Origin of the sequence: Rhodopseudomonas sp. WA056 (assembly GCF_010906995.1) — a bacterium.
Lineage (GTDB): Bacteria > Pseudomonadota > Alphaproteobacteria > Rhizobiales > Xanthobacteraceae > Rhodopseudomonas > Rhodopseudomonas palustris_G.
In genome coordinates this window covers 14,527-39,576 of the sequence record NZ_QPFS01000032.1, presented here as the reverse complement: position 1 = coordinate 39,576, position 25,050 = coordinate 14,527, and the positions used below count along the sequence as shown (strand labels likewise).

The 25,050-nt window shown below is 66.5% G+C and carries 27 protein-coding genes and 1 tRNA gene; 17 read left to right on the top strand and 11 right to left on the bottom strand.

The window, feature by feature from the left end:
- Nucleotides 1-102 precede the first annotated feature (102 nt).
- Nucleotides 103-3,087: an NADPH-dependent glutamate synthase gene (gene gltA, locus DU475_RS09080; RefSeq protein ID WP_164631821.1), complete on the bottom strand. Its 2,985-nt coding sequence runs from the start codon at nt 3,085-3,087 to the stop codon at nt 103-105.
- 276 nt (nt 3,088-3,363) lie between these two features.
- Complete coding sequence (locus DU475_RS09075; RefSeq protein ID WP_013500523.1) at nt 3,364-3,834, bottom strand: PaaI family thioesterase; 471 nt, start codon at nt 3,832-3,834, stop codon at nt 3,364-3,366.
- A 351-nt stretch (nt 3,835-4,185) separates the two neighbouring features.
- On the opposite strand from DU475_RS09075, the gene DU475_RS09070 reads away from it, so the two are divergent.
- The 3 genes from DU475_RS09070 to DU475_RS09060 are packed head-to-tail and all read left to right on the top strand — an operon-like array spanning nt 4,186 to nt 5,420.
- Nucleotides 4,186-4,578, top strand: a complete 393-nt coding sequence (locus DU475_RS09070; RefSeq protein ID WP_142883745.1) for a nuclear transport factor 2 family protein — start codon at nt 4,186-4,188, stop codon at nt 4,576-4,578.
- 52 nt (nt 4,579-4,630) lie between these two features.
- Complete coding sequence (locus DU475_RS09065; protein ID WP_013500521.1) at nt 4,631-4,921, top strand: DUF1330 domain-containing protein; 291 nt, start codon at nt 4,631-4,633, stop codon at nt 4,919-4,921.
- 4 nt (nt 4,922-4,925) lie between these two features.
- On the top strand, nt 4,926-5,420 hold the full coding sequence (locus DU475_RS09060; protein WP_164631819.1) for a cupin domain-containing protein: 495 nt from the start codon (nt 4,926-4,928) through the stop codon (nt 5,418-5,420).
- A 29-nt stretch (nt 5,421-5,449) separates the two neighbouring features.
- Here the strand turns inward: DU475_RS09060 and DU475_RS09055 are convergent, their stop codons facing one another.
- Entirely contained in the window at nt 5,450-6,463 is a 1,014-nt protein-coding gene (locus tag DU475_RS09055) for a LysR family transcriptional regulator (protein WP_246700280.1), read from the bottom strand.
- Nucleotides 6,464-6,670: 207 nt separating this feature from the next.
- Here DU475_RS09055 and DU475_RS09050 point away from each other — a divergent pair, with 207 nt between their 5' ends.
- Nucleotides 6,671-8,044 (top strand): aminotransferase-like domain-containing protein, encoded by a 1,374-nt coding sequence (locus tag DU475_RS09050; RefSeq protein ID WP_164631817.1) that lies wholly within the window; start codon nt 6,671-6,673, stop codon nt 8,042-8,044.
- Nucleotides 8,045-8,061: 17 nt separating this feature from the next.
- On the opposite strand, the gene DU475_RS09045 is transcribed toward DU475_RS09050, so the two are convergent.
- Both DU475_RS09045 and DU475_RS09040 read right to left on the bottom strand, forming a co-directional pair.
- On the bottom strand, nt 8,062-8,712 hold the full coding sequence (locus DU475_RS09045) for a LysE family translocator (protein WP_164631815.1): 651 nt from the start codon (nt 8,710-8,712) through the stop codon (nt 8,062-8,064).
- A 1-nt stretch (nt 8,713) separates the two neighbouring features.
- A complete protein-coding gene (locus tag DU475_RS09040) occupies nt 8,714-9,253 on the bottom strand; it encodes an RBBP9/YdeN family alpha/beta hydrolase (protein ID WP_164631814.1) in 540 nt (179 codons plus the stop codon).
- A gap of 223 nt (nt 9,254-9,476) precedes the next feature.
- Here DU475_RS09040 and DU475_RS09035 point away from each other — a divergent pair, with 223 nt between their 5' ends.
- Genes DU475_RS09035 through DU475_RS24510 form a run of 3 tightly spaced genes read left to right on the top strand, consistent with a single transcriptional unit; the run spans nt 9,477 to nt 11,045 of the window.
- Entirely contained in the window at nt 9,477-10,193 is a 717-nt protein-coding gene (locus tag DU475_RS09035; protein WP_164631813.1) for a glutamine amidotransferase, read from the top strand.
- Nucleotides 10,172-10,435 (top strand): hypothetical protein, encoded by a 264-nt coding sequence (locus DU475_RS24515; protein WP_164631811.1) that lies wholly within the window; start codon nt 10,172-10,174, stop codon nt 10,433-10,435. The genes DU475_RS09035 and DU475_RS24515 overlap by 22 nt, the downstream gene beginning before the upstream one ends.
- 7 nt (nt 10,436-10,442) lie before the next feature.
- A complete protein-coding gene (locus DU475_RS24510) occupies nt 10,443-11,045 on the top strand; it encodes an alanine racemase (protein WP_164631810.1) in 603 nt (200 codons plus the stop codon).
- Here the strand turns inward: DU475_RS24510 and DU475_RS09020 are convergent.
- Together DU475_RS09020 and DU475_RS09015 are read right to left on the bottom strand one after the other, a co-directional pair.
- Nucleotides 11,016-11,092, bottom strand: a tRNA-Arg gene (locus tag DU475_RS09020). The genes DU475_RS24510 and DU475_RS09020 overlap by 30 nt on opposite strands.
- Nucleotides 11,093-11,417: 325 nt before the next feature.
- Nucleotides 11,418-12,896, bottom strand: a complete 1,479-nt coding sequence (locus DU475_RS09015; protein WP_013500511.1) for a sensor histidine kinase — start codon at nt 12,894-12,896, stop codon at nt 11,418-11,420.
- A 342-nt stretch (nt 12,897-13,238) separates the two neighbouring features.
- Between DU475_RS09015 and rpmH the strand changes: the two genes are divergently transcribed.
- From rpmH to DU475_RS08975, 8 genes are all read left to right on the top strand, one after another.
- Entirely contained in the window at nt 13,239-13,373 is a 135-nt protein-coding gene (gene rpmH, locus DU475_RS09010; RefSeq protein ID WP_006609582.1) for a 50S ribosomal protein L34, read from the top strand.
- 23 nt (nt 13,374-13,396) lie between these two features.
- Entirely contained in the window at nt 13,397-13,738 is a 342-nt protein-coding gene (gene rnpA / locus DU475_RS09005; RefSeq protein ID WP_013500510.1) for a ribonuclease P protein component, read from the top strand.
- Between the two features lie 16 nt (nt 13,739-13,754).
- Entirely contained in the window at nt 13,755-15,632 is a 1,878-nt protein-coding gene (gene yidC, locus DU475_RS09000; protein ID WP_164631808.1) for a membrane protein insertase YidC, read from the top strand.
- 157 nt (nt 15,633-15,789) lie between these two features.
- Nucleotides 15,790-16,440, top strand: coding sequence for a ribosome biogenesis GTP-binding protein YihA/YsxC (gene yihA / locus DU475_RS08995; protein ID WP_013500508.1), 651 nt, complete (start codon nt 15,790-15,792; stop codon nt 16,438-16,440).
- Nucleotides 16,440-16,814 carry a DUF423 domain-containing protein gene (locus DU475_RS08990; RefSeq protein WP_164631802.1) on the top strand — a complete coding sequence of 125 codons (375 nt, stop codon included), beginning with the start codon at nt 16,440-16,442 and terminating at the stop codon, nt 16,812-16,814. The genes yihA and DU475_RS08990 overlap by 1 nt, the downstream gene beginning before the upstream one ends.
- Nucleotides 16,815-16,927: 113 nt before the next feature.
- Nucleotides 16,928-17,824 carry an acetylglutamate kinase gene (argB, locus tag DU475_RS08985; RefSeq protein WP_011156197.1) on the top strand — a complete coding sequence of 299 codons (897 nt, stop codon included), beginning with the start codon at nt 16,928-16,930 and terminating at the stop codon, nt 17,822-17,824.
- 86 nt (nt 17,825-17,910) lie between these two features.
- Nucleotides 17,911-18,930 (top strand): DUF1036 domain-containing protein, encoded by a 1,020-nt coding sequence (locus tag DU475_RS08980; protein WP_502706843.1) that lies wholly within the window; start codon nt 17,911-17,913, stop codon nt 18,928-18,930.
- Nucleotides 18,927-19,628, top strand: coding sequence for a pyrimidine 5'-nucleotidase (locus DU475_RS08975; RefSeq protein WP_164631798.1), 702 nt, complete (start codon nt 18,927-18,929; stop codon nt 19,626-19,628). Before DU475_RS08980 ends, DU475_RS08975 begins: the two co-directional genes overlap by 4 nt.
- Before the next feature lie 70 nt (nt 19,629-19,698).
- Here DU475_RS08975 and DU475_RS08970 read toward each other — a convergent pair whose 3' ends face one another.
- Complete coding sequence (locus DU475_RS08970; RefSeq protein ID WP_164631796.1) at nt 19,699-19,998, bottom strand: GIY-YIG nuclease family protein; 300 nt, start codon at nt 19,996-19,998, stop codon at nt 19,699-19,701.
- A gap of 312 nt (nt 19,999-20,310) precedes the next feature.
- Here DU475_RS08970 and dapD point away from each other — a divergent pair, with 312 nt between their 5' ends.
- Nucleotides 20,311-21,156: a 2,3,4,5-tetrahydropyridine-2,6-dicarboxylate N-succinyltransferase gene (dapD, locus tag DU475_RS08965; RefSeq protein ID WP_013500504.1), complete on the top strand. Its 846-nt coding sequence runs from the start codon at nt 20,311-20,313 to the stop codon at nt 21,154-21,156.
- Between the two features lie 7 nt (nt 21,157-21,163).
- The gene (dapE, locus tag DU475_RS08960) at nt 21,164-22,333 is read left to right on the top strand and encodes a succinyl-diaminopimelate desuccinylase (protein ID WP_164631794.1); all 1,170 of its coding nucleotides are present in this window, start codon (nt 21,164-21,166) and stop codon (nt 22,331-22,333) included.
- Between the two features lie 138 nt (nt 22,334-22,471).
- Here the strand turns inward: dapE and truA are convergent, their stop codons facing one another.
- The 3 genes from truA to def form a co-directional block, all read right to left on the bottom strand.
- Nucleotides 22,472-23,209, bottom strand: a complete 738-nt coding sequence (gene truA, locus DU475_RS08955; protein WP_164631792.1) for a tRNA pseudouridine(38-40) synthase TruA — start codon at nt 23,207-23,209, stop codon at nt 22,472-22,474.
- A 176-nt stretch (nt 23,210-23,385) separates the two neighbouring features.
- The gene (fmt, locus tag DU475_RS08950) at nt 23,386-24,318 is read right to left on the bottom strand and encodes a methionyl-tRNA formyltransferase (RefSeq protein WP_164631790.1); all 933 of its coding nucleotides are present in this window, start codon (nt 24,316-24,318) and stop codon (nt 23,386-23,388) included.
- A 75-nt stretch (nt 24,319-24,393) separates the two neighbouring features.
- Entirely contained in the window at nt 24,394-24,921 is a 528-nt protein-coding gene (gene def / locus DU475_RS08945) for a peptide deformylase (RefSeq protein WP_047307353.1), read from the bottom strand.
- Nucleotides 24,922-25,050: the final 129 nt, after the last annotated feature.

Here is a 25,050-nt window from a genome sequence, read left to right as displayed (position 1 = left end):
GGCACCCGCCCCCCGCTGCGCGGCGACGGACCGAAGCCGCAGCGCTTCACCACCAAGGGGGTGCGGCTGGTGAAGTAACAGCCGCCATCGCAAGTCGCGGGCTTACGTCAGCAGTCCGCGCTTGCCTTCCTTCCAGCGCGCGAATTCGGTCTGCAGCACCGAGACGTGCTCGTCCTCTTCGGCGGCGAGTTCGCGATAGAGCTGGCGCTCGACCGATCCGTCCGGCGTCTCGCCGACCCGGGTCTTGAAGAACGAGGCGGCACGCCGCTCGAACTCGATCGCGGCTTCGAACAGCGTGGTCGGATCGCCGATCTGGCCTTTGACGCCGGCCATGATCGCCGCGGTGCCGAGGTGGAAGCCTTCGGTCGCCTGCGGAATCGCCACGTGATAGCGATTGGCCAGCGTGGTCATGTGCTCCTCTTCCATCTCGGCGAAGCTGAGGAACAGTTCCTGCAACGTGGAATCGGAGGTCTCCTTGGCGGCGCGGGCATAGAACGCGCGGCCGCCGAGCTCGATCTCGAATGCGGTACGGATCGCCGCCAGCCCGGCCTCGTCGCTGACGCCGGCGCGGTCGAGCGGCTGCAGCTTGCCGCCGCAGTGCGGGCACATGCCGTAGGGGAACGCGAAGCCTTCGCTGACCTTGGCGCAATCGTCGCAGCGCCATTGCAGCTCCGAGCCGGCGCAGCAGATGTACTCCTCCGAGCCTTCCAACGGCTGGTGACACTTCGGGCAATGCGCCACGCCATCCTCCTCGATCGGCGGCGCCAGCTTGCCGGCGACAAAGTCGTCGGCATCCTGCGCCGTGATGGGCCATTTGGCCTTGTTCAGCCGCAGCCAGGCGGCGATCGATTTCGCGGCGCGACGGCCCGCGCTCATCGCCAGGATGACGGTCGCACCGCCGGTGACGATGTCGCCGCCGGCGAACACGCCCGGCATGTTGGTCGACTGGGTGTCGTCGTCAGCCGCGATGTTGCCCCACTTGTTGAGTTCGAGCCCCGGCGTCGCCTGACCGATAATCGGATTGGGCTTGGTGCCGAGCGCGTAGATCACCGTGTCGCATTCGAGCTCGATGAACTCGTCGAGCGGCACCGGCTTGCGGCGGCCGCGCTCGTCGGCCTCGCCGAGCTCCATCTTCTGCAGCCGCACCGCGCGGACGTCGCCGCTCTCGGTGACGAGAATTTCCACCGGCGAATGCAGGAAGAAGAAATCGACGCCCTCCTCCTTGGCGTGGCGGATTTCCTCGATGCGCGCCGGCGCTTCGGCCTCCGAGCGGCGATAGACGCAGCGCACCGTCGCGGCGCCGACGCGGCGGGCGACGCGCAGGCAGTCCATCGCGGTGTTGCCGGCACCGATCACGATCACGCTGTTGCCGACGCTGACCGGCGTATCGAGATACGGGAAGCGATCGCCGCCCATCAGGTTGATGCGGGTGAGGAATTCGTTGGCCGAATAGACCCGGCCGGCGAACTCGCCGGGAATGCCCAGGAAGGTCGGAGCACCGGCACCCGCCGCGACGAACACCGCATCGAAGCCGCGATCACGCATCAACTGCTCGATGGTGAAGGTCTTGCCGACCACCTTGTTGGTCTCGAACTTGACGCCGATGTCCTTCAGCCGCTGGATTTCGCGGTCGATGATGTCGCGCGGCAGCCGGAATGACGGAATGCCATACTGGAGCACGCCGCCGAGCACGTGCAGCGCCTCGTACACCGTGGTCTCAACATTGTAGCGGGTGAGATCGGCCGCGGCGGCAAGGCCCGCCGGGCCGGAGCCGACGATCGCGACCTTGCCGATCGTCTTGGACAGATCGATCGGCTTGCTCTTCGGCGCTCTGGCATTGTCGCCGATGAAGCGCTCGAGGCGGCCGATCGCGACCGGCTCGTGCTTCTTGTACTTGCGGATGATGCACTGCGCTTCGCACTGCGTCTCCTGCGGGCAGACCCGGCCGCAGATCGACGGGAAGATGCTCGACTGATAGATCGTCTCCAGCGCAGCATCGAAGTCCCGGAACAGGATGTTGCGGATGAACACCGGAATGTCGATCCCGACCGGACAGCCGGCGACGCAGGTCGGCGTGATGCACTGGATGCAGCGCTCGGCCTCCTGTAGCGCCTCCTCGACCGAATAGCCGAGATTGACTTCCTTGAAATTGGTGGCGCGCTCGTGAGCGTCGCGCTCCGGCATCGGCGTCTGATGCGGCGGCAGCGTCGCCAGCTTCTTGTAGTTGCGCTTGCCCTCGACGATGAGCTGCTTTTCGAGATTGCAGACATGGGCGAAGTGTTCGTTCGCCTTGTCTTCCTCGGTCTTGAAACGCTTCTGGCGGGCGTGCAGCTCGTGGAAGTCGACCTTGTGGCCGTCGAAATCCGGGCCGTCGACGCAGGCGAACTTCACTTCATTGCCGACCGTGACCCGGCACGAACCGCACATCCCGGTGCCGTCGACCATGATGGTGTTGAGCGACACCATGGTCTTGACGCCGTGCGGGCGGGTGGTCTCGACGCAGGCGTGCATCATCGGCATCGGGCCGATCGCCACCACCTTGTCGGGCTTCTGCTGCGTGATCACCCGCTCCAGCGCCGCGGTGACGAGGCCGGGCTCGCCGTAGCTGCCGTCATCGGTGCAGATGATCAGTTCGTCGGCGAATTCGCGAAACTTGTCTTCCCAGAACACCAGATCCTTGGTGCGGAAACCCATGATCGCGGTGGTGCGCGCGCCGGACTGCTTGAACGCCCGAAGCTGCGGGAAGATCGGCGCGACGCCGAGGCCGCCGCCGACGAACACCACGTGATCGACCTTGTCGATGTGCTGCGGCAAACCGAGCGGACCGACGAAGTCCTCGAACGCCTCGCCTTCCTTGAACTTGTCGCGCATCTCGCGCGTGGTCTTGCCGAGCGCCTGGACCACGACGGTCACCAGCCCCTTGTCGCGATCGAAATCGGCGACGGTGAGCGGAATGCGCTCGGCGCCGTCGTAGAGACGGAGCATCACGAAATGGCCAGGCTCGGCGGAAGCGGCGATATCCGGTGCCTCGACGTCCCACAGGAAAGTCGCGTCCGAGAACTGCTCGCGTCGCACAATACGATACATGATGTCAGCACAGATTGGTTCGAGGCCGGCGGGCGGCATCGAGAGATGACGGGAAAGCGGCTCAAAATAGCCAAGGAGCGCCAAATTGATTTGACTTCGGTCATGTCCGGTCCGGCGCCGCACGCCCGATCACGTAGAAATGTCCGGTTGTGGGCGCACGCATGGCCGACATGCGACGGCCGCCCGGCTTTGCGGCGGGCAGCCTCCGACAAAGGTCTAATGGGAACGTCATGTCGAACTAATCGGGCGTCCGGGCCGTGCCGCATCGACGGCGAGTCAGCGCGCGGTCTCCGCCGTATCGGGCCGGCCCGCCAAGCAGATCAGCGTCGCCTGTCCGATCGCAACCAGCGAGCGGCCTTCCGAACCATCGGCGAATACTTCGAGCTGACAGATCGTCAGCGTCCTGCCCGATTTCACCACCTTGCCGATCGCTTCCAGCGCGTCGCCGCGGGCCGGGTTGAGCAGATTGACCTTGAACTCCACGGTGAGCACCGAGCTGTCTTCCGGGAACATCGTATAGGCGGCGTAGCCACCGGCCGAATCCGCGATCGCCGAGGTGCCGCCGGCGTGGAAGTAACCGTGCTGCTGCGACAGCTCCGGCCGGAACGGCATCCGGATCGTCACCAGTCCGAGCCGCACCTCGTGAATGGCTGCGCCGAGATGCTGCATCAAGCCCTGACGGCCGAAGCTGTCGCGGATCCGCCGTTCCAGCGCCGGATCGACCGCTGTTCCGATTTTGCCCTTCATCGTCTCTCCCTGACTCGTCGCTTCTGTTCGCTCTGCCGCCGAGTCTAGCGGGAGCAGGCTCCGTGGCCGGAGTGAAAAACTGCTGCACCACGTTGAGAAATTCTCGTCCTCGCCGGAGCCGGACTCATCCTCGCCTGATGAAATCTCAGCAGCGCCGCCGCCGTCACCGTGGCAATTCTGACGCGGCGTGCGCAGCCATGAGGGATCGCGGGCGAGGGAGACCAAGACGCTGACTGCGCTCGCGCTCTACGCTTTCGTGATGTGCATCGCGCCGGGATGATCGGCGATGCTGCGCTTCATCGACCGAACCATGACGGCCCTTTCGGCCATTGAGGAGGATTTGTTCTGGCTATGACACGTCTGTCTCGCAGCGACCTCGAGCATCACGCGACGACCTGGATCGAGGCATGGAATCGTCACGATGTCGGCGCTGTGATCGAGCCGTTCGCCGCGGACGCGGTGTTCGTCAGCCCGCGCGCCGCGACCGTGACCGGCGACGCCACCGTGCAGGGCCGCGACGCGCTCTACGCCTATTGGATCAAGGCGCTCGATGCAGTCCCGGATCTCGTCTTCAAGTTCGAATCCGCGGTCTGCGACGAAGCCGCCCAGACTGTACTCGTCCACTACGTGTCACACGCCGGCGGACGGACGTTGCGCGCCTGCGAATTGATGCGGTTCGAGAATGGCCGGCAGGTCTACGGCGAGGCGTTCTATGGTGCCGACGTGTCGCAGGTGCCCGCATGAGCGCGGTCGAAACTACGAGCGCCGGTGCCGCCGCTTGCAAAGGAGCGATACGATGACGGTCTATGCCATCGCCCAGATCACTATTCACGACCGCGCCCGCTACGAACGTTACGCCGCGCGGTTCTTGCCGACGTTGCAGCCGTATGGCGGGCGGCTGCTCGCCGCTGACGAGAAGCCCCGGCAGGTGGAGGGATCGCCGACCTGCCAGAAGGTGATCCTGCTGGCGTTTCCCGACGAGGCGACGTTCCGGGCCTGGGAGACCTCGCCCGACTACGAGACCATCGCGGTCGACCGGCGCGCCGCGACGACAGGCAACGTCGTACTGATCCAAGGGCTCGGCTGACACGATGCGACCGATCATCCGCCTGCAGGAGCTTTCGCTCCAGACGCAATCCCATGGCGAGTCCTTCGAGGCGCGGATCGCGGCCGTCGCCGCGCCGCTCGGGGCACTCCGCCTCGGCGCCCGCTATGTCGAAGTCCCGCCCGGCAAGAAGGCATGGCCGCACCATTGCCACCATGCCAACGATGAGCTGTTCGTAATTCTCGGCGGCCGCGGCGTGCTGCGTTACGGGAAGCAACGCCATCCGGTGCAGTCCGGGGACGTCGTGGTCTGTCCTGCAGGCGGTGAGGAGACGGCACACCAGCTCATCGCCGAGGGCGACGAGCCGCTGAGATATCTTGCTGTCGGCAGCATGCACGAGCCCGATGTTCTGGAATATCCCGACAGCGGCAAGGTGGCGGTGTTCGTCGGGTCCGCCCCCGGCGGCGACAAGGCGGCACGGCGGCTCGAACTGACAGTGAAGAAAGCCGGCGCGGTCGACTATTGGGACGGCGAGCCGTGACGGCTCGGCAGTCGCCAAGGACGCTGTCGTCAGGCCGGTCCGGCCGGTCGTGCGGCTTCGCTCAGCATCCAGGCGCGAACGTTCCTGATCCGGCGGTCGCGCTCCAGTGCCGGCGGATAGCACAGATAGTAGCCGGCATTGGCCGGGACGTGATGATCGAGGATCGGTATCAGCCGGTCCGACGCGATGTCGCATGCCGCGACTTCGATTCCGGCAAAAGTGATGCCTGCGCCGTCGATCGCCGCCTTGAGACCGAGCCCGGACGTATCGACGATCGTGATCGCCGCCGGCTTGATCGGACCGCCGGGGAGGCTGCCGTTCCAGCGATGGAAATTCTCCTGCCGGTGCTGCGACAGAAACAGGTTGGCGCGCCCGATCGCGTTGCGCTTCTCGGCCTCGTCGCCCGATCGCCAATCCGCCGCCCGCCCGAGCAGGGTGACGTTCTCGTCGAACAGCAGTTCGGCGCGAACGCCAGGCCACGATCCGCCGCCCTGGCGGACCGCTGCGTCGGCCACGCCGGCACCGAGATCGACCACCGACTGGGTGGTCGAGATCAAGAGTTCGAATCCCGCCCGTGCGAACGGATAGGAGATCAGGCGCGGCGACAGCCAGTGCACCGCGAAGGTCGGCAGCATCGACAGCCGCAGCGGACCGAGCTTGCGGTCGTTCTTGAGGCGCCCGACTGCGCCGGTGATCCGGGCAAAGCCGGCGGTCAATTCCGGCGACAGCAGCCTGCCGGTTTCCGTCAGCTCAAGCCGCGGCCCGATCCGGCGCATCAGCTCGACGCCCAGCAGCTCTTCCAGGATGCGAAGCTGATGGCTGACCGCCGACGGCGTCACGCCGATTTCGACCGCCGCCTCCTTGATCGACATGTGGCGCGCCGCCGCTTCGAACGCCCGCAGCGCGTTCAACGGAACGCCGAGCCGCCTCGCTTCGGTCACGCCGCTCGCCTCGCGGCCCGGGATGGCGGCAGGGTTCGGGCTGGCGATCGGCTCGTTGCAGCCCGGCCGAACTGATCTCAATTCGGCCTGACGTTTGCTCAATCGCGCCACGACGCGATCTGGCGACAATGCAGCCGCGACCGACGGCGGCGGCGCTACTGCGGCGGCGCTCCGGTCGGCGCACCCGAAAGCTGATCGATTCTCGTCCATGCCCACCATCTGAACCGAGTGTCTTCCGGCTCCGGATCCTAGTGGACGTGACACTTTACGCAAAATATAAAGCGTCACATTACACTTTGAGGCGAACGCATGCGTCTGCAGTCTCCCTGGCATCCGCGACTGGCGGACGGCGACGAGTCGCCGTGTGACCGGCTGGTTTCGGCGTTGTCGGAAGACATCGGGATCGGGCGGCTGGAGGTCGGCGCCCGGCTGCCGGCGCATCGCGACCTCGCCTGGAAGCTCGGCATCGGGCTCGGCACGGTCACCAAGGCTTACGGCATCCTCGAGCGGCGCGGGCTAGTCCGCTCGGTCACCGGGCGCGGCACCTTCGTGGCCGTCACCGAGTCCCGCACCGGCGACGTGATCGACCTGTCGCGCAACGCCCCGCCATCGGCGGTGAGCGAACGGCTGATCGCGCGGTCGCTGACCGCCGTGGCCAAACGTGTCGACGCCGACGTGTTCAACGCCTATCCGCCGGTGATCGGCCACATCCGATTCCGCAACGAGCTGGCGCGATGGTTTCGCCGGCTCGGGATGGACGCCGACCCGGCGCATCTGCTGCTGACCAACGGCGCCCAGCATGCGCTCGCTGTCAGCCTGTCGACGCTGTGCGGCCCGGCCGGCACACTGTTCGTCGAGCAGCAGACCTATCCGGGGATCATCGGCCTCGCCCGGCATCTCGGCGTGACGCTCAGCCCCGTCGCAATGGACCAGGAGGGCATGCTGCCGGAGGCGCTCGACCACGAGCTGACGACGCAGCAGCTCCGCCCGGCCGCGGTGTACCTGACGCCGACGATGCAGAACCCGACCACCGGCTCGATGAGCAGGAGCCGGCGCGAGGTGATCGCCACGGTCTGCCGCCGCCACGACATCGTGGTGATCGAAGACGACGTCTATGCGCTGCGTCCCGACCCGGACTATCCGCCGATCGCGAGTCTGGCGCCCGATCGGGTGTTCTACATCAACAGCCTGTCGAAGACGCTGAACCCGGCGCTACGGATCGGCGGCCTGGTGGTGCCCGCCGCCTGGTTCGCCCGCGCCGAGGCGGCATTGCACGCCAGCGGGCTGATGATCAGTCCGCTGAGCTGCTCGGTGATGGAGCAATGGCTGCTCGACGGCACCGCCGACGCGGTGAGCGCCGCGATCCAGGAAGAGGCCGGCCGGCGCCGCATCATCGCGACAGAGTTGCTCGGCGCCGCGATGCATCAACCCGCGCATATCGGCTACCACGTCTGGCTTCCGCTTTCGTCCGCGGAAGCAGAAGCAGTCGATGCCGCCGCCAAGGCGATCGGCATTCTGGTGACGCCGCCGTCCTCGACCTCGGTGGGCGGCATCAGCGCCGGCATTCGTCTCTGTATCGGCGCGCCGCCGCGGGCGGATCTCGAGAAAGCACTCGGCGCCATCAACGCGATCATCGCCCGGATAGCTGTCCGCAGCGGCGACACCTCGTCGGCGCTGCGCTGATCCTGCGCCGACGTCGTTCAGTTGCGCTGATCGAAAGCCAGCCGCACCCCGAAGGCGATCAGCACCGAACCGGTCAGGCCGTCGATCCCGCGCGTGAACGCGGGATTGCGGACCAGCCTGGCGAACGGCCGCGTCGCCGCCGTGATCGCCGCGAACCAGATCAGGCCCATCGCGGCGTGAATGCCGGCGAGGCCGACGCTGAAGGCCACCACCGGAGCGTCCTGCGGAATGAACTGCGGCAGCAAGCTGACGTAGAACACGCCGACTTTCGGATTGAGCAGATTGGTCATCAGGCCGCGCAGGAACCAGCCGGACGAATTGGTGGCGAACGGGTCCGTGACAGCGGCATTCGCTGTCGGATCAGCCGGCGCCGCCGGACGGAAGGCGGCGCGGACCATCTGGGCGCCGAGCCAGACCAGATAGGCGGCGCCGGCATACTGAAGAATTCGGTAGCCGATCTCCGACACGGTGAGCACGGCGCCGAGGCCGACAGACGCCAGCAGCCCCCACGCCAGCACGCCGCTCACCACGCCGGCGCCCGCCTTCATCGCCTGACCGCCGCCTTCGACCGTGGCGGTCCGCAGCACCAGCGCGGTATCCAGCCCTGGTGTGATGGTCAGCAGTGCGGCGGCGACGGAAAACGCGGCGATCGCAGACACCCAATCCATCTCAAGCCCCCAAGCCGGCGCAGAACGCATCGAACAGCAGCCGCCCCTGCTGCCACTCACCGAGACCACTTGCGCCGTTGATGTGGCCGTGAGCGCCGGCGATCACCAAGCCGGCATTCCATTCGCGGGCTCGTCGCCGTGCGTCGTCGAGCGAGCCGTAGGGATCGTCGGCGCTGGCGACGATCAGCGCCGGAAACGGCAACGGCCGCCGCGGCGGGTTGCCGAAGCTCGCGGCTTCGGCCGGAAACGCCGCAGCGTCCGGATCTGGCACCGCGACCAGAAACGCGCCCCGCACACGGTCTCGGATCTGCTCGGCCGCATGCGCGACCAGCAGGCAGGCCAGACTGTGGGCGACCAGAACCGCCGGCTGCGGCGCATTGGCCAGCGCGGCGCGCAGCGCCCGTGTCCAGTCGGCGAGATCGGGCGCGTCCCAATCCGCCGGGCGAAATCGCGTGAAGGAGGGAGTGGCGGACTGCCAATGACTTTGCCAGTGCGACTCTCCGGAGCCGCTGATACCCGGAAGGATGATCACTGGTGCCATGGTGCCCGCCTGACTCCGATCATACGCGGCGCTTCGCGTCATGAAACTGAAGTGATCTCATTCAACCGGCAGCATTTCTCACCGCGGCCGGCGCAGCGCAATGGCCGCGGCGGCTTGACATCGGGGCCGCCGATGGCGTGATGCTGAGCGACGACATGTCCGTTTCGGACAATCATTCGATCAGCACGCGTCACTCGTATCGAGACGTGGTGCGGAGTGCACGATGACCAACCCGCCCCGTTCGAAGACCGCTGTCGTGATCCGGCACGTCGTCTTCGAAGATCTCGGCTACTTCGCACCTGTGCTCACCGCGGCCGGCTACGACATCCGCTATGTCGATCTCGATCAGGCACCGCTATCGGCGCTGAGTCCCGAACAGCCGGATCTGTTGATCGTGCTCGGCGGACCGATCGGCGTCTACGAAGTGGAGGCCTATCCGTATCTGCTCGAAGAGCGCCGGATTCTGGCGGCGCGGCTCGCCGCGAATCGGCCGACCTTCGGCATCTGCCTCGGCGCCCAACTGATCGCCGCGACGCTCGGCGCCGATGTCGCGCCGATGGGCCACAAGGAAATCGGGTTCGGGCCGTTGACGCTGACCGATGCGGGGCGGCGCGGGCCGCTCCGGCATCTCGACGGCGCCCCGGTGCTGCATTGGCACGGCGACGCCTTCCAGATTCCCTCCGGCGCCGAAAACCTCGCCGCCACGGCGCTGTGCGCCACTCAGGGCTTTGCGATCGGCCGCACCGTTCTGGGCTTGCAGTTTCACCCGGAAGTCGAGGTCGTTCGGGGCATCGAGCGCTGGCTCACCGGACACGCGGCGGAGCTGTCGGCAGCCGGCATCGATCCGCGCGCATTGAGGGCGCAGGCGTCGACGATCCCACCTGAAGCACGCATCGCCGCGCAGCGGATGTTCGAGGAATGGCTGTCGCAGATCGGCTGACGGGCGACGACATCGCACGGTTCGGCAGCGATCCGGCGCGCATGTTCGCCACCAACCTGCGGACCGTGCAGGAGCGCATTGCCGCCGCCTGCCGTCGATCAGGCCGCCGGCCGGAAGACGTGCGGCTGCTTCCCGTCGCCAAGACGGTCCCGGCGCAGGTGCTGCGGCTGGCGTTCGCCGCGGGCATCACCGATTTCGGCGAGAAAAAGCGCGCGACAAGCGCGCCGCCCTCGCGGATCTGACGATCAGTTGGAGCATCATCGGCCATCTGCAAACCAACAAGGTGAAGTATCTGATTCAGCTCGCCTCGAAGTTTCATGCGCTCGACAGCGTCGGGCTGGCCGAGGAATTGAACCGGCGCCTCGACGCCCAGGGCGCGATCTCGACGTCTTCGTGCAGGTCAACACCTCCGGCGAAGCCAGCAAATACGGCCTGCAGCCCGACGAGCTGATCCCGTTCGTCGAGCGCCTGACGGACTACCCGCGGCTGAAGCCGCGCGGACTGATGACGCTGGCGATCCTGAGCCCCGATCCGCCGCGGGTGCGGAACTGCTTCCGGCTGTTGCGCGAGCTGCGCGACCGCGCGGCGGCGGTCCATCCCGATGTGACGCAATTGTCGATGGGCATGACGGGCGACTACGAGATCGCTATCGAGGAAGGCGCCGACGTGGTGCGGGTCGGCCAGGCGATCTTCGGACCGCGCCCGACCAGCGATGCGCTGTACTGGCCAGACATCGGCAAGGCGCCGGCGTCGGACCCGCAAACCGGCTCAGCGCGAGGTCGCGCGATGAGGCCGCCCAATCTCCAAGCCTGTCCGTTGAAATGGCGCGCCCGAAAGGATTCGAACCTCTGACCCCCAGATTCGTAGTCTGGTGCTCTATCCAGCTGAGCTACGGGCGCGTCTGCCGCGGGTCTCGTCGGGTTCAAGCCCTGAGCCGCCGGCGGTCCGCAGCGGCGAAGCGCTGCGAAGGCCGCCATAGCTAGCGGCTCCGATCCGGATTGGCAAGCGCCGCGGATGCTCTTTTCTGACGGATCGACGACGACGCCCGCCGCGCCGCGATTCCCGCGGAGAAAACCCGCCGGCCTCGGCGCCGGAGGTGGCCCGCACCGTGCGCGAAACCGCCGGTGCGGAGGCGGCTCCGGATCGCGACGGCGCAGCTTGCCGGCGCGAACAGCTTGGATTCCGCACGGATACGGCGATTCAGCTCGAAAAGGCAGGCCGTGGTCAGGCGCGGGCGCGTTCGCTGCGCAGGCTGTGCAGATCGACGGGGCGGTCGGGGATCGAGATCCGGAAGGTCGCGCCGATGGTGCCCTCGACCAGCTTGATGTCGCCGCCATGGGCCCGCACCAGCTCGGCCGCGATGGCGAGACCGAGTCCCGAACCGCCGGCGCGGACCGAGCCGTGAAACGCCTCGAACAGGTGGTCGCGGGCCTTCTGCGGCACGCCGGGGCCGGTATCGGAGACTTCGAGCACCGTCACCGATCCCTCGCGGCGGCCGGTGATGCGGATCTGCAGCAGATTGGCATCGCCGCGCGGCAGGCTTTCCAGCGCCTGCGCGGCGTTGCGCACCAAATTGAGCAGCACACGGAACAACTGGTCGGGGTCGGCATCGATGGTCAGGCCGCGCTCGATCGCCGCCACCCAGGTGATCGACGCATCATCGGCGAGCCCGGCGGTTTCGCGGACGTCGTTGACCAGCGGCTCGATCAGGATGCTGCGGCGATCCGGCGCCGCCTCCTGGGCGCGGCCGTAAGAAAGCGTCGACTGGCAGAACGCAATCGCCCGCTCCAGCGAGCGCACCAGTTTGGGCGCGAAGCGCTGCACCCGCGGGTCCGGCACGCTGGAGAGCTGGTCCGACAGAAGCTGTGACGACGCCAGCAGGTTGCGCAGATCGTGGTTGATCTTGGACACCGCGAGGCCGAGCGCGGCGAGCCGGCTCTTCTGATGCAGCATCGACACCAGATCGCGCTGCATGTCCGACAATTCGCGCTCGGCGAGGCCGATTTCGTCGCCGCGCGGCCCCGGCACCACGATCGAGGCCGGGCTTTCCGGATCGCGACGGAAATTCACCATATTGGCGGTCAGCCGCCGCATCGGCCGCACGAACAGGAAATGCAGCGCCAGATAGATCAGCGCCGTGGTCAGGCTGGTGATGGTCAGCGACACCAGCAACAGATTGCTGGAGAACCGGTACATCGCAATGCGCAGCGGCGCGGCGTCGATCACCACCTCGATGAATTCGGCATTGCCCTCGCCCGGGCCGACCACCCGGATCGCCGAATTGCCGCTCTCCAGCATCACCACGAAGGAATCGAGAATCGCGCCCCATGGCGTGACCTTGCGCATGTCGACGACGTGATCGATCGTGGTCGGCAGATTGGAGCTGGCGAGCAGCCGGCGCTGCTGCCCCATCTTGATCGCCACCGCGCGGGCCTCGATCGAATCCAGGATCTGCTGCGCAAGAGAATCGGGCACCCGGCCCGACGGAGACGCATCCAGCACCAGCACGGCGGTGTTCGCGGCCGCGAGGCGGTCGTTCAGCCGGTTCAATCGGTAATTGGCGATCGACGGCACGTAGATCAGGATTTCGGCGATCAGGATCAGCGGAATCGTCAGCAGCAACAGCTTGCCGGACAGCCCGATCTTGGGCTCCAGACCGCGCCGCCAGGCGTGCGTTTCCGGCTGTTTGTCCGCTGTCTGCACCGCGCCTCGCTCCGGTCCGCTCCTCACCGCCGGCCCCCGGGCCGGAATCGCGACATTATCTAATGTCAAGATGCTCCTTTGCGAGAAGCAGGTCAAATTACCGTTTTCTCATCCGTGAAGACGAGCGCGCGGATTCGACACGGCCGGCGCGGCGCAAAACCGCCGCCGCGCGCAATTGACGAGACCAAGACGCTCCCGTATAAGCCGCGCCAACTGTCCGCGATGACCCGGCTCTGCCCGGGGCGGTTCATTTTTGGGCTGCATCCGGCTCATCTGTGAGCCGACATCTCCGGGCTTACCCACCACTTAATGAATAACTGACCCGGCAACGGAGAACGGCCCGTGAAGCGGACTTATCAACCCAGCAAACTGGTGCGCAAGCGCCGTCACGGCTTTCGTGCCCGTCTCGCCACCACCGGCGGCCGCAAGGTGCTGGCGGCTCGCCGCGCTCGCGGACGCAAGCGTCTGAGCGCCTGAGCGGGCTCGCCCGGGACCTGTTGATGGAGCGGTTGCGGCAGCGGGCGGATTTCATCGCCGTTGCCGGCGGGCTGCGGATCAACGGACCTGCCTTCGTGCTGCAGAGCCTGCGACGCGAAGATCAGGGCCCGATCCGGGTCGGCTTCACCGTGACCAAGAAGATCGGCACCGCGACCGAACGCAATCGAATTCGCCGCAGACTGCGCGAATTGGTGAAGCGGACGGATCGCGGTTTTCTGCTGCCGCACAGCGACTATGTGCTGGTCGGACGCCGCGCGGCGCTGAGCCGCGACTTTGCCGTCATGCTCGGCGATCTGCGCACCGCGCTCGAGCGGGCGGCGCGGCGATCGCCCAAACCCGCGTGAGTGACGAGAACCGACGATGTCCGACAATCGCAACACCATTCTCGCCGTCGTTCTGTCGGGCCTCGTGCTGCTCGGCTGGCAATATTTCATCAACATTCCGCAGATGGAAAAGCAGCGCGCCGCCCAACAGGCGCAGCAGGCCCAGCAGCAGCCCCAGACCACCCCTCCCGGCACTGCGCCCTCGGGAACGCCGTCTGCCACGCCTGCGCCGGGCACTCCGTCGGCCCCGGGCGCGCCCTCTCCGGCCAATCCTCAGGCCGCTGCCACCCCGACCGTCAGCCGCGAAGCCGCACTTGCCGCCACCCCGCGCATCAAGGTCGAAACCACGCAGCTATCCGGTTCGATCGCGCTGAAGGGTGCACGGATCGACGATCTGGCGCTGACGCAGTATCGCGAAACGGTCGACCCGAAGTCGCCGCCGATCGAGCTGTTCTCGCCGTCGGGCAGCGCCCGGCCGTATTATGCCGAGTTCGGCTGGGTCGGCGCAGCCGGCGCCAACGTCAAGCTGCCGGACCACAACACGGTCTGGACCCAGGAAGGCTCGGGCGCGCTGACGCCGGCCAATCCGGTCACGCTGAAATGGGACAATGGCGAGGGCCTGACCTTCCGCCGCCAGATCGCCGTCGACGATCGCTATTTGTTCACCGTCAAGGACGACGTCACCAACACCGGCGCCGCCCCGGTGACGCTGTATCCGTTCGCACTGATCTCGCGCCACGGCACGCCCCACGTCGAGGGCTATTACATCCTCCATGAAGGCCTGATCGGTTATCTCGGCGAGCACGGCCTGCAGGAATACAGCTACAGCAAGATCGACGAAGCCAAGTCAGTCGGCTTCAAGGCGACCAACGGCTGGCTCGGCATCACCGACAAATACTGGGCTTCGGCGCTGTTGCCCGACAACACCGCGCAGCTTCAGGCGCGGTTCTCGGCCAACAAGGCCGGCAACGTCACCACCTATCAGACCGACTATCTCGAAGACGCCCGCACGGTTCCGATCGGCGGGACGGTGAGCGCCAACGCCCGGCTGTTCGCCGGCGCCAAGGAAGCCCGCGTGGTCGGCATCAACTTCCCGTTCGCCGGCCTCGGCGGATACGACCGCCAGCTCGGCCTCAACCATTTCGACCTCTTGATCGACTGGGGATGGTTCTACTTCATCACCAAACCGATGTTCCTGGCGCTCGACTTCTTCTTCCATCTGGTTGGAAATTTCGGCGTCGCAATTCTGCTGGTCACTGTGCTGATCAAGCTGATCTTCCTGCCGCTCGCCAACAAATCCTACGCCTCGATGGCGAAGATGAAGGCGATCCAGCCGCAGCTTCTCGCGCTCAAGGAGCGTCACCCCGACGACAAGGTGAAGCAGCAGCAGGAGATGATGGAGATCTACCGCAAGGAGAAGATCAATCCGGTCGCCGGCTGTCTGCCGATCCTGCTGCAGATCCCGGTGTTCTTCTCGCTGTACAAGGTGCTGTTCGTCACCATCGAAATGCGGCACGCGCCGTTCTTCGGATGGATTCACGACCTGTCGGCGGCGGATCCGACCAACCTGTTCAACCTGTTCGGCCTGATCCCTTACGATCCGACCGCGATCCCGGTGCTCGGCCACTATCTGGTGCTCGGCGCCTGGCCGCTGGTGATGGGCTTCACGATGTGGTTCCAGATGAAGCTGAACCCGCAGCCGCCGGATCCGACCCAGCAGATGATCTTCGCCTGGATGCCGGTGATCTTCACCTTCATGCTGGCGCACTTCCCGGCCGGTCTGGTGATCTACTGGGCCTGGAACAACCTGCTGTCGGTGATCCAGCAGGCCTACATCATGCGTCGCAACGGCGTGAAGGTGGAGCTGTTCGACAACCTGAAATCGTCGTTCAGTAAAAAGAAAAAGACGGCCTGACCTTTCACACGGGCCGTCTTTCCGGGGGCGCGAGCCTAGCTCGCGAACCCGGAATCCAGAGGTTGTTGCGCACAGAGATTCCGGGTTCGCGCGCAAGCGCGCGCCCGGAATGACGGCCGTGCCTGGGGCGCGGCCGTGCCCCGGACTTGGAATCTCAATGACCGACACCATCGATCCAGCTCTGATCGAACGCGGCCGCAAGATGTTCGCAGGCGACTGGCATTTCATCTGGGCCTCGCCGTCGATCGAGACATTGCCGCCGATGGGCAGCGTCGAAATCGCGTTCGCGGGCCGCTCCAATGTCGGCAAGTCGAGCCTGATCAACGCGCTGACCGGCCGCAACGCGCTGGCTCGGACCTCGCACACGCCTGGCCGTACCCAGGAGCTGATCTTCTTCGAAGGCCCGCCCAATGCCGGGCTGCGGCTGGTCGATATGCCGGGCTACGGCTACGCCGCCGCCTCCAAGGCCAAGGTGGCGTCCTGGACCTCGCTGATCCATCATTTCCTGCAGGGCCGCGCCACGCTGGCGCGGGTCTATGTGCTGATCGACGGCCGCCACGGGCTGAAGGATGTCGACCTCGACATCCTGAAGACCCTCGACAAGGCCGCGGTCAGCTACCAGATCGTGCTGACCAAGGCCGATCAGGTCAAAGCCGCCGAGCTCTCCGAGCGGGTGACCGCGACCGTCGCGGCACTGACCAAGCATCCGGCCGCATTCCCCGAGGTGCTGACCACCTCTTCGCGCACCGGCGCCGGAATGCCGGAGCTGCGCGCCGCGATGATCCGCCTGCTCGACGAGCGCCGCTGATGCACGCCGCCCTCCGCCTCCTGATTGCGATCGCCGGCCTGTACGGGGCCGCCGGCGTGGCGCTCGCCGCCGCGGCCGCCCATGTGCCGGACGCCGGCCGGCTCGGCCCGACATCGTCGATGCTGCTGTTTCACGCCTGCGCAATCGCGGCGGCGGTGCTGCTGACCGAGCGCGGCATCGCCCACCGGATTCCCGGGCTGGCGGCGACGTTCGGCTTCGTGTTCGGCACCGCGTTGTTTGCCGGCGCGCTGACGATGCTACAGTTTACCGGGCAAGGCCTGTTTCCGATGGCGGCGCCGACCGGCGGCTCGATCCTGATCGGGAGCTGGCTGCTGCTGGCGGTCGCCGCGCTGTGGCCGCGGCGCAGGCCCTGATCCGCGGCCGCGGCCTCTAGGATCGGCCGCGCCGAAGTGCTAGCGATCTGTCCCGCCGCAACGGCCCCGGAATTGCTCGTTCAGACCGTCCCTTCAGCTCGAAAGACCGCTTCATGACCGACGCGCCCGTCATCAGCCCGCTCGATCAGGCCCGGATACTGTCCGAAGCGCTGCCGCATATGCAGCGCTACGACGAGGAAACCATCGTCATCAAGTACGGCGGCCACGCCATGGGCGCCGAGGACACCGCCAAAGCGTTCGCGCGCGACATCGTGCTCCTGGAGCAGACCGCGGTGAACCCGGTGGTGGTGCATGGCGGCGGGCCGCAGATCGCGCAGATGCTCAAGCGCCTCGGAATCAAGTCGGAATTCGCCGCCGGGCTGCGCATCACCGACGCCGCCACCATCGAGATCGTCGAGATGGTTCTGGCCGGTTCGATCAACAAGCAGCTCGTCGGCTATATCAACGAAGCCGGCGGCAAGGCGGTCGGCCTGTGCGGCAAGGACGGCAATATGGTGTCCGCCAGCAAGGCGACCCGCACCATGGTCGATCCGGATTCACGGATCGAGGAAGTGATCGATCTCGGCTTCGTCGGCGAGCCCGAGAAGGTCGACCTGACCTTGCTCAACCAGTTGATCGGGCACGAGCTGATCCCGGTGCTGGCGCCGCTGGCGACCTCCGCGTCGGGCCAGACTTTCAACGTCAATGCCGACACCTTCGCGGGCGCGGTCGCCGGCGCTCTGCGGGCGAAGCGCCTGCTGCTGCTGACCGACGTGCCCGGCGTGCTCGACCAGAACAAGAAGCTGATCCCCGAACTGTCGATCAAGGACGCCCGCAAGCTGATCGCCGACGGCACCATTTCGGGCGGCATGATTCCGAAGGTCGAGACCTGCATCTACGCGCTCGAACAGGGCGTCGAAGGCGTCGTCATCCTCGACGGCAAGGTGCCGCACGCGGTGCTGCTCGAACTGTTCACCAACCAGGGCACCGGCACGCTGATCCACAAGTGATGCGGGGCGGCGGCGATAACATCCGTCATGGCCGGGCTCGTCCCGGCCATCCACGTCTTTCCGGCGGTTTTCTCAGCAAGACGTGGATGCCCGGCACAAGGCCGGGCATGACGGGGTGGAGATCGCGCGCCCTCGCCACCTTTGTCACCACCCTCGCCCTCACCTCCGCCGCCCACGCCGACCTGAAGCTCTGCAACCGCATGAGCTACGTGGTCGAGGCGGCGATCGGGGTGGATTCGAGCGGCGCCACGGCGACGCGCGGCTGGCTGCGGATCGATCCGGCGCAGTGCCGCGTGGTGCTGCAGGGCGCGCTCAACGCCGACAAGATCATGCTGAACGCCCGCGTGCTGCCGCTGTACGGCGCCTCGCCGCTGCCGCAGAACGGCACCGACCGCCTGTGCGTCGCCGAGGACAATTTCGTCATCGCCGCCGCCCGTCAGTGCCGCGGCAGCCAGACGCTCGCCGCCTTCACCGAGATCAAGCCGACCGACACCGAGGACGGCAACAAGATCGCGTATCTGGCCGAGGATTCCGACTACGACGACGAGCAGGCCAAGCTGGCTGCGATCCAACGGCTGCTGCTGATCGCCGGCTACGATGCCTCGCCGATCGACGGCGTCGACGGCCCGAAGACGCGAGCGGCGCTGTCCGCCTTCCTCAAAAGCCGGGGGCTGAAACCGGAGATCGTCGACGCTCCGGATTTCTTCGACGTGATCATCAAGGCGGTACAGCAGCCGTCCGGCGGGGGGCTGACCTGGTGCAACGACACCAGGTACAAGATCATGGCGGCGGTTGCCGAGGACGACGGCAAGACGATCACCAGCCGCGGCTGGTACGGCATCGCGCCCGGACAATGTCAGCGTCCCGATCTCGGTACGCAGCCGAAACGGGTGTTCAGCTTTGCCGAAGCGGTCGACGGCAGCGGCCGCCCGGTCAGCATCAAGGGCCGCGCACTGAACTGGGGAGGCGGCACCTTGCTGTGCACCCGCGACAGCAAGTTCGAGATCGGCGAACAGGGTGACTGCGCCGGGCGCGGCCTCACCGCCACAGGCTTTGCTGCGGTCGATCTTTCCGACGGCAAGACACTCAGGTTCACGGCACCATGATGCAGCTCGGCAAACGCGACTTCGATCACGTCGAAACCTGGGTGTTCGACCTCGACAACACGCTGTATCCGCATCACCTCAATCTGTGGCAGCAGGTCGATGCGCGGATTCGCGACTTCGTCGCCGCCTGGCTGAAAGTGACTCCGGAGGAGGCCTTCCGCATCCAGAAGGATTACTACAAGCGCTACGGCACCACGATGCGCGGGATGATGACAGAGCACGGCGTCCACGCCGACGACTACCTCGCTTACGTCCATGCCATCGACCATTCGCCGCTCGAGCCCAATCCGGAGATGGGTGATGCGATCGAACGGCTGCCGGGGCGCAAACTGATCCTGACCAACGGCTCGGTAGCGCACGCCGGCAAGGTGCTGGAGCGGCTCGGCATCAGGCATCATTTCGAGGCGGTGTTCGACATCGTCGCCGCCGACCTTGAGCCGAAGCCGGCGCCGCAGACCTACCGCCGCTTCCTCGACCGCCACGGCGTCGCCCCGGCGCGCGCCGCGATGTTCGAAGACCTCGCCCGCAACCTCACGGTGCCGCACCAGCTCGGCATGACCACCGTGCTGGTCGTGCCCGACGGAAGCCAGGAGGTGGTGCGTGAAGACTGGGAACTCGAAGGCCGCGACGCCGCCTATGTCGATCACGTCACGGACGATCTGACGGGATTTTTGAAGACGCTGAGCGCCGCGGCGTAAGGCACCGCGCCTCCCCAATAACGACGTCATCGCCCGCGCAGGCGGGCGAACCAGTATTCCAGTGCGCCAGTTAGGCAGGACCGGCGATCTCCGGGTACAGATCATTCCAATCCGGATTGTGCTGTTCGATCAGCCTGACCTTCCACTCCCGCGGCCACTTCTTCAGCCGCTTCTCACGGCGGATCGCATTCTCGACATCGTCGAACACCTCGAAATACACCAGCCGATCGACGCCGTAGCGCAGCGTGAAACCCTCGACCTCCTTGGATTTGTGTTCGGCGATGCGGCGGACGAGGTCGTTGGTGACGCCGACGTAGATCGTGCCACCGACCCGGCTGGCGAGGATATAGACGTAGAACTGCCGCGGCATCGGCGGCCTCCCCAATAGTCGAGCGCTCTGGGATACTAGATCGCCCGGACGAGCCGGGCGATGACGCGGGAGAATGGAAACCGGCGTCGCCACATCCCACAACCGTCATCGCCCGCGCAGGCGGGCGAACCAGTATCGCAGAGCGCTCGCGATCTTCCATCTAACGCCCTAGAATTACTGGATCGCCCGGACAAGCCTGATGCCGACGTGGGGACCAGGCGGCGCCTTGACTCCGCAGCGGCGAATCCGGACAAAGCGTCAACGTCCGCGTTGACACGCAACGCTTTTCCGACACTCGCCAAGGACCCGTCGATGCCGCTCACTGCCCTGGAATCTACCATCAACGCCGCTTTCGACGCCCGCGACACCGTCACGCCTGCGACCCAGGGTGAGGTTCGGGAGGCAGTCAACGACGCGCTGGATCTGCTCGACCAGGGCAAGGTGCGGGTGGCGCAGCGCGACGCCTCCGGCGCCTGGACGGTCAATCAGTGGCTGAAGAAGGCGGTGCTGCTGTCGTTCCGGCTCAACGACATGGGCGTGATCGCCGGTGGTCCCGGCGGCGCCAACTGGTGGGACAAGGTGCCGTCGAAGTTCGAGGGCTGGGGCGAGAACCGTTTTCGCGAAGCCGGCTTCCGCGCGGTGCCGGGCGCGATCGTCCGCCGCTCCGCCTTCATCGCCAAGAACGCGGTGCTGATGCCGTCCTTCGTCAATCTCGGCGCCTATGTGGACGAATCCACCATGGTCGACACCTGGGCCACGGTCGGCTCCTGCGCCCAGATCGGCAAGCGCGTCCACATCTCCGGCGGCGCCGGCATCGGCGGCGTGCTCGAGCCGCTGCAGGCCGGCCCGGTGATCATCGAGGACGACTGCTTCATCGGCGCCCGCTCCGAGGTCGCCGAAGGCGTGATCGTGCGCAAGGGTGCCGTGCTGGCGATGGGCGTGTTCCTCGGCGCCTCGACCAAGATCGTCGACCGCGAGACCGGCGAAACTTTCATCGGCGAAGTGCCCGAATATGCCGTGCTGGTACCCGGCACGTTGCCCGGCAAGCCGCTCAAGAACGGCGCTCCCGGCCCGGCCACCGCCTGCGCGGTGATCGTCAAGCGCGTCGACGAGCGCACCCGCTCCAAGACCTCGATCAACGAACTGCTGCGGGACTGACCGCACCGTGACCGCGACCGCGCTCGAGATCGCGCAGGCGCTGCTGCGCTGTCCGTCGGTGACGCCGGCCGATGCCGGCGCGCTCGGCGTGCTGGAAACGCTGCTGAAGGGCGCCGGCTTCGACGTGCATCGCATCACATTCAGCGAGCCAGGCACCGCCGATATCGACAATCTGTATGCGCGGATCGGCACCAGCGCGCCGCATCTCTGCTTCGCCGGCCACACCGATGTGGTGCCGGCGGGCGATACGGACGCATGGACCCACGACGCGTTTTCCGGTGACGTCGCCGACGGCCTGCTGTATGGCCGCGGCGCGGTCGACATGAAGGGCGGCATCGCCTGCGCGGTGGCGGCGACGCTGAACTATCTGGCGGCGAACGGCGGCCAGCCGCAACAATCCGGCAAAGGCTCGATCTCGTTCCTGATCACCGGCGACGAGGAGGACGTCGCGGTCAACGGCACCGTCAAGCTGCTGCAATGGGCCGCCGAACGCGGCGAGCAATTCGACCACTGCATCGTCGGCGAGCCGAGCAATGTCGAGGCGATCGGCGATACTATCAAGATCGGCCGGCGTGGCTCGCAATCTGGCGTGCTGATCGTCGACGGCACGCAGGGCCACGTCGCCTATCCGCACCGCGCCGCCAATCCGGTGCCGGACATCGCCAGACTGATCACCGCGCTGAACGCCGAACCGCTCGACGCCGGCTCGGCGCAGTTCCAGCCATCCAATCTCGAATTCACCTCGGTCGACGTCGGCAATCCGGCCACCAACGTGATCCCGGCGCAGGCACGCGCCAAGTTCAACATCCGCTTCAACGATCACCACACGCAAGACACGCTGAAGGCGCTGGTCGAGCAGCGGCTGGCGGTGGCCTGCGGCAACCGCATCCGCGCCCGGATCGAGTGGCTGCCGTCGAACGCCGATGTGTTTGTCACCAAACCCGGCGCCTTCACCGATCTGGTCGGCGCCGCGATCGCGGAAGTGACCGGCCGGACGCCCGATCTCAACACCGGCGGCGGTACCTCCGACGCGCGCTTCATCGCCAAGTTCTGCCCGGTTGTCGAATTCGGCCTGGTCGGCCAGACCATGCACCAGATCGACGAACGCACGCCGGTGAGCGACCTCGACAAGCTGACCGCGATCTATCGTGGCGTGCTGGAGCGGTATTTCAAGTAATCACAACGACCCGTCATTCCGGGGCGCTCGCAAAGCGAGCGAACCCGGAATCTCGCAGTTGTGGAAACGACAGAGTCGCAGAACGCTTCGAGATTCCGGGTTCGCGCTCCGCGCGCCCCGGAATGACGGCCGCTTGGCTCAATAATCCACCTGGACCAGGTACAGCCCCTCCGGCGGAGCGACCGGGCCGCAGGCGGAGCGCTTACGCGCGGCAAGTGCGGCGGCGAGATCATCTGCGGTCCAGCGGCCTTCGCCGACCCAGACCAGCGAGCCGACCATCGAGCGGACCTGGCTGTGCAGGTAGGAGCGCGCATTCGTGACGATATCGACGGCGTCGCCGTCGCGGATCACGTCGAGCACGTCGAGGGTCTTCTCCGGCGAGGCCGCCTGGCACTCGGTGTCGCGGAATGTGGTGAAGTCGTGCTTGCCGATCAGCACCTGCGCGGCGCGGTGCATCGCGTCGGTATCGAGCGACTTCGGCACCCGCCACACCTTGCCGAGATCCAGCGCCAGGTTAGAGCGGCGGTTGGCGATGCGGTAGCGATAATGCCGCCTCACGGCCGAGAACCGCGCTTCGAACGTCTCAGGCACAATCTCGGCCGCCAGCACCGCGACCGGGTTGGGCCGCAGATGGGCGTTCAGCGCGTCGCGGAGTTTGTCGGCGCGGAACGGCTTGGCGATGTCGAGATGCGCCACCTGCCCGAGCGCATGGACGCCGGCGTCGGTGCGGCCGGCGCCGTGCACCCGCACCGCCTCGCCGCAGGTCGCCAGCGCCGCCGCCTCCAGCGCGCCCTGCACCGACGGCAGCTTCGGCTGCAACTGCCAGCCACAAAACGGCGCGCCGTCATATTCGATGGTGAGTTTGTAGCGGGGCATGCGACTCATCTTTAGGGCGCGGCGTAGCCCCGAATTCTGTCGTCATCGCCCGGCTCGACCGGGCGACCCAGTATTGCAGAGCGTCAGTAACAGATCACGAACGCTCTGGGATACTGGGCCACCCGCATTCGCGGGTGGTGACGGCCGACGATTGGGGTAGCGGCTCGGATAGAACCCTAAGCCACCCGCACGCCCTTCGCGATCGGGGTGCCGCGCAAAAACTCCTCGGCGGTCATCGGCTGCTTGCCGGCGCGCTGCAATTGCGCGATCCGGATCGCGCCGTCGCCGCAAGCAATCGTGAGATCATCGCCGATCACTTCGCCCGGCGTACCGCGGCCCTCGGCGAGCGCGCAGCGCAGCACCTTGATCCGCACCGGCTGACCTTCGATCGGCAATTCGCACCACGCGCCCGGGAACGGCGACAGGCCGTGGATGTGGCGCAGCACCGCGCGCGCCGGCTGCGAAAAGTCGATCCTGGCCTCGGCCTTGTCGATCTTGGCCGCGTAGGTGACGCCATCTTCGGGCTGTCTGGTGAGCTGCAGCCCGCCGCGCTCCAGCGCCGCCATCGCCCGCACCATCAGGTCGGCGCCGAGCCGGGCGAGCTGATCGTGCACGTCGGTGACCGTCATGGCGTCGGTAATGGCGATCCGCTCGGCCATCGCAACGTCGCCGGTGTCGAGGCCAGCGTCCATCTTCATCACCAGCACGCCGGGTTCGGCGTCACCCGCCATGATGGCGCGATTGAGCGGCGCGGCGCCGCGCCAGCGCGGCAGCAGCGAGCCGTGCAGATTGAAGCAGCCAAGTGCGGGCGCATCGAGAATCGGCTGCGGCAGAATCATGCCATAAGCGACGACGACGGCCGCATCCGCCTCGTGGGCGCGGAAGTTCGCCAGCGCCTCCTCGGTGCGCAACGTCTTCGGCGTCAGCACGGGCGCCTGCAGCCGATGTGCCGCGAGCGCCACCGGCGTCTCCTGCAGCTTCATGCCGCGACCGGCCGGTTTCGGCTCGCGCGTGTAAACCGCGGCAATGTCGTGCCCGTAGGCCGACAGCGCCAGCAGCGTCGGCACCGCGAATTCGGGCGTGCCCATGAAGACGAGGCGAAGCGGCATGACATAAGTCCCGGACAGATCTGGCGATGGATGCCGAGCGGCCGCAACGCGCCCGCCGGTCACCTGCGCGAGCGCTCAGACGTATTTGATGCCGCGCTTGGCAGCCTTCTCGAACTTGCGAATCACCATCGCGCGTTTCAGCTTCGACAGGTGATCGACGAACAGCACGCCGTTGAGGTGGTCGATCTCGTGCTGGATGCAGGTCGCGAACAGACCGTCGGCGTCCTCTTCCCGGACGTTGCCGTCGAGATCGGTGTAGCGGATCCGCACCGTCTTCGGGCGCTCGACCTCGGCGTAGTATTCCGGGATCGACAGGCAGCCTTCCTCATAGACGTTCATCTCAGCGGACGCGCCGACGATCTCAGGATTGATGAAGGCGCGCGGATCGCTTTTGCCGTCGCCCTCCTTGCGGACGATATCCATCGTGATCAGCCGCACCGGCTCGGCGATCTGGATCGCCGCCAGCCCGATTCCGGGGGCCTCGTACATGCTCTCGAACATATCGTCGGCGAGCTTGCGGATCTCGGTCGTCACCTCGGCGACGGGCTTGGAGATTTCACGTAGCCGCTTGTCGGGCAGGATGATGATTTCGCGCAGGGCCATGGCGGCGATTTAAGCGGCGCCGACGTTGCGGTCAATCCGGGACCGAACGGAGCCTCTGCCACTTTCGGCGCGTTCGGGCTTAAAGGTCTGTTCAGCGCCCCGTTCTATCTTCGTTCCCCATGAATGTGC

What these genes read in the sequence shown, in the direction of transcription:
- gltA (WP_164631821.1), bottom strand. Translation starts at nt 3,087, where the DNA reads ATGTATCGTATTGTGCGACGCGAGCAGTTCTCGGACGCGACTTTCCTG.
- DU475_RS09075 (WP_013500523.1), bottom strand. Translation starts at nt 3,834, where the DNA reads ATGAAGGGCAAAATCGGAACAGCGGTCGATCCGGCGCTGGAACGGCGG.
- DU475_RS09070 (WP_142883745.1), top strand. Translation starts at nt 4,186, where the DNA reads ATGACACGTCTGTCTCGCAGCGACCTCGAGCATCACGCGACGACCTGG.
- DU475_RS09065 (WP_013500521.1), top strand. Translation starts at nt 4,631, where the DNA reads ATGACGGTCTATGCCATCGCCCAGATCACTATTCACGACCGCGCCCGC.
- DU475_RS09060 (WP_164631819.1), top strand. Translation starts at nt 4,926, where the DNA reads ATGCGACCGATCATCCGCCTGCAGGAGCTTTCGCTCCAGACGCAATCC.
- DU475_RS09050 (WP_164631817.1), top strand. Translation starts at nt 6,671, where the DNA reads ATGCGTCTGCAGTCTCCCTGGCATCCGCGACTGGCGGACGGCGACGAG.
- DU475_RS09045 (WP_164631815.1), bottom strand. Translation starts at nt 8,712, where the DNA reads ATGGATTGGGTGTCTGCGATCGCCGCGTTTTCCGTCGCCGCCGCACTG.
- DU475_RS09040 (WP_164631814.1), bottom strand. Translation starts at nt 9,253, where the DNA reads ATGGCACCAGTGATCATCCTTCCGGGTATCAGCGGCTCCGGAGAGTCG.
- DU475_RS09035 (WP_164631813.1), top strand. Translation starts at nt 9,477, where the DNA reads ATGACCAACCCGCCCCGTTCGAAGACCGCTGTCGTGATCCGGCACGTC.
- DU475_RS24515 (WP_164631811.1), top strand. Translation starts at nt 10,172, where the DNA reads ATGGCTGTCGCAGATCGGCTGACGGGCGACGACATCGCACGGTTCGGC.
- rnpA (WP_013500510.1), top strand. Translation starts at nt 13,397, where the DNA reads ATGGAGCGGTTGCGGCAGCGGGCGGATTTCATCGCCGTTGCCGGCGGG.
- yidC (WP_164631808.1), top strand. Translation starts at nt 13,755, where the DNA reads ATGTCCGACAATCGCAACACCATTCTCGCCGTCGTTCTGTCGGGCCTC.
- yihA (WP_013500508.1), top strand. Translation starts at nt 15,790, where the DNA reads ATGACCGACACCATCGATCCAGCTCTGATCGAACGCGGCCGCAAGATG.
- DU475_RS08990 (WP_164631802.1), top strand. Translation starts at nt 16,440, where the DNA reads ATGCACGCCGCCCTCCGCCTCCTGATTGCGATCGCCGGCCTGTACGGG.
- argB (WP_011156197.1), top strand. Translation starts at nt 16,928, where the DNA reads ATGACCGACGCGCCCGTCATCAGCCCGCTCGATCAGGCCCGGATACTG.
- DU475_RS08980 (WP_502706843.1), top strand. Translation starts at nt 17,911, where the DNA reads ATGCCCGGCACAAGGCCGGGCATGACGGGGTGGAGATCGCGCGCCCTC.
- DU475_RS08975 (WP_164631798.1), top strand. Translation starts at nt 18,927, where the DNA reads ATGATGCAGCTCGGCAAACGCGACTTCGATCACGTCGAAACCTGGGTG.
- DU475_RS08970 (WP_164631796.1), bottom strand. Translation starts at nt 19,998, where the DNA reads ATGCCGCGGCAGTTCTACGTCTATATCCTCGCCAGCCGGGTCGGTGGC.
- dapD (WP_013500504.1), top strand. Translation starts at nt 20,311, where the DNA reads ATGCCGCTCACTGCCCTGGAATCTACCATCAACGCCGCTTTCGACGCC.
- truA (WP_164631792.1), bottom strand. Translation starts at nt 23,209, where the DNA reads ATGCCCCGCTACAAACTCACCATCGAATATGACGGCGCGCCGTTTTGT.
- fmt (WP_164631790.1), bottom strand. Translation starts at nt 24,318, where the DNA reads ATGCCGCTTCGCCTCGTCTTCATGGGCACGCCCGAATTCGCGGTGCCG.
- def (WP_047307353.1), bottom strand. Translation starts at nt 24,921, where the DNA reads ATGGCCCTGCGCGAAATCATCATCCTGCCCGACAAGCGGCTACGTGAA.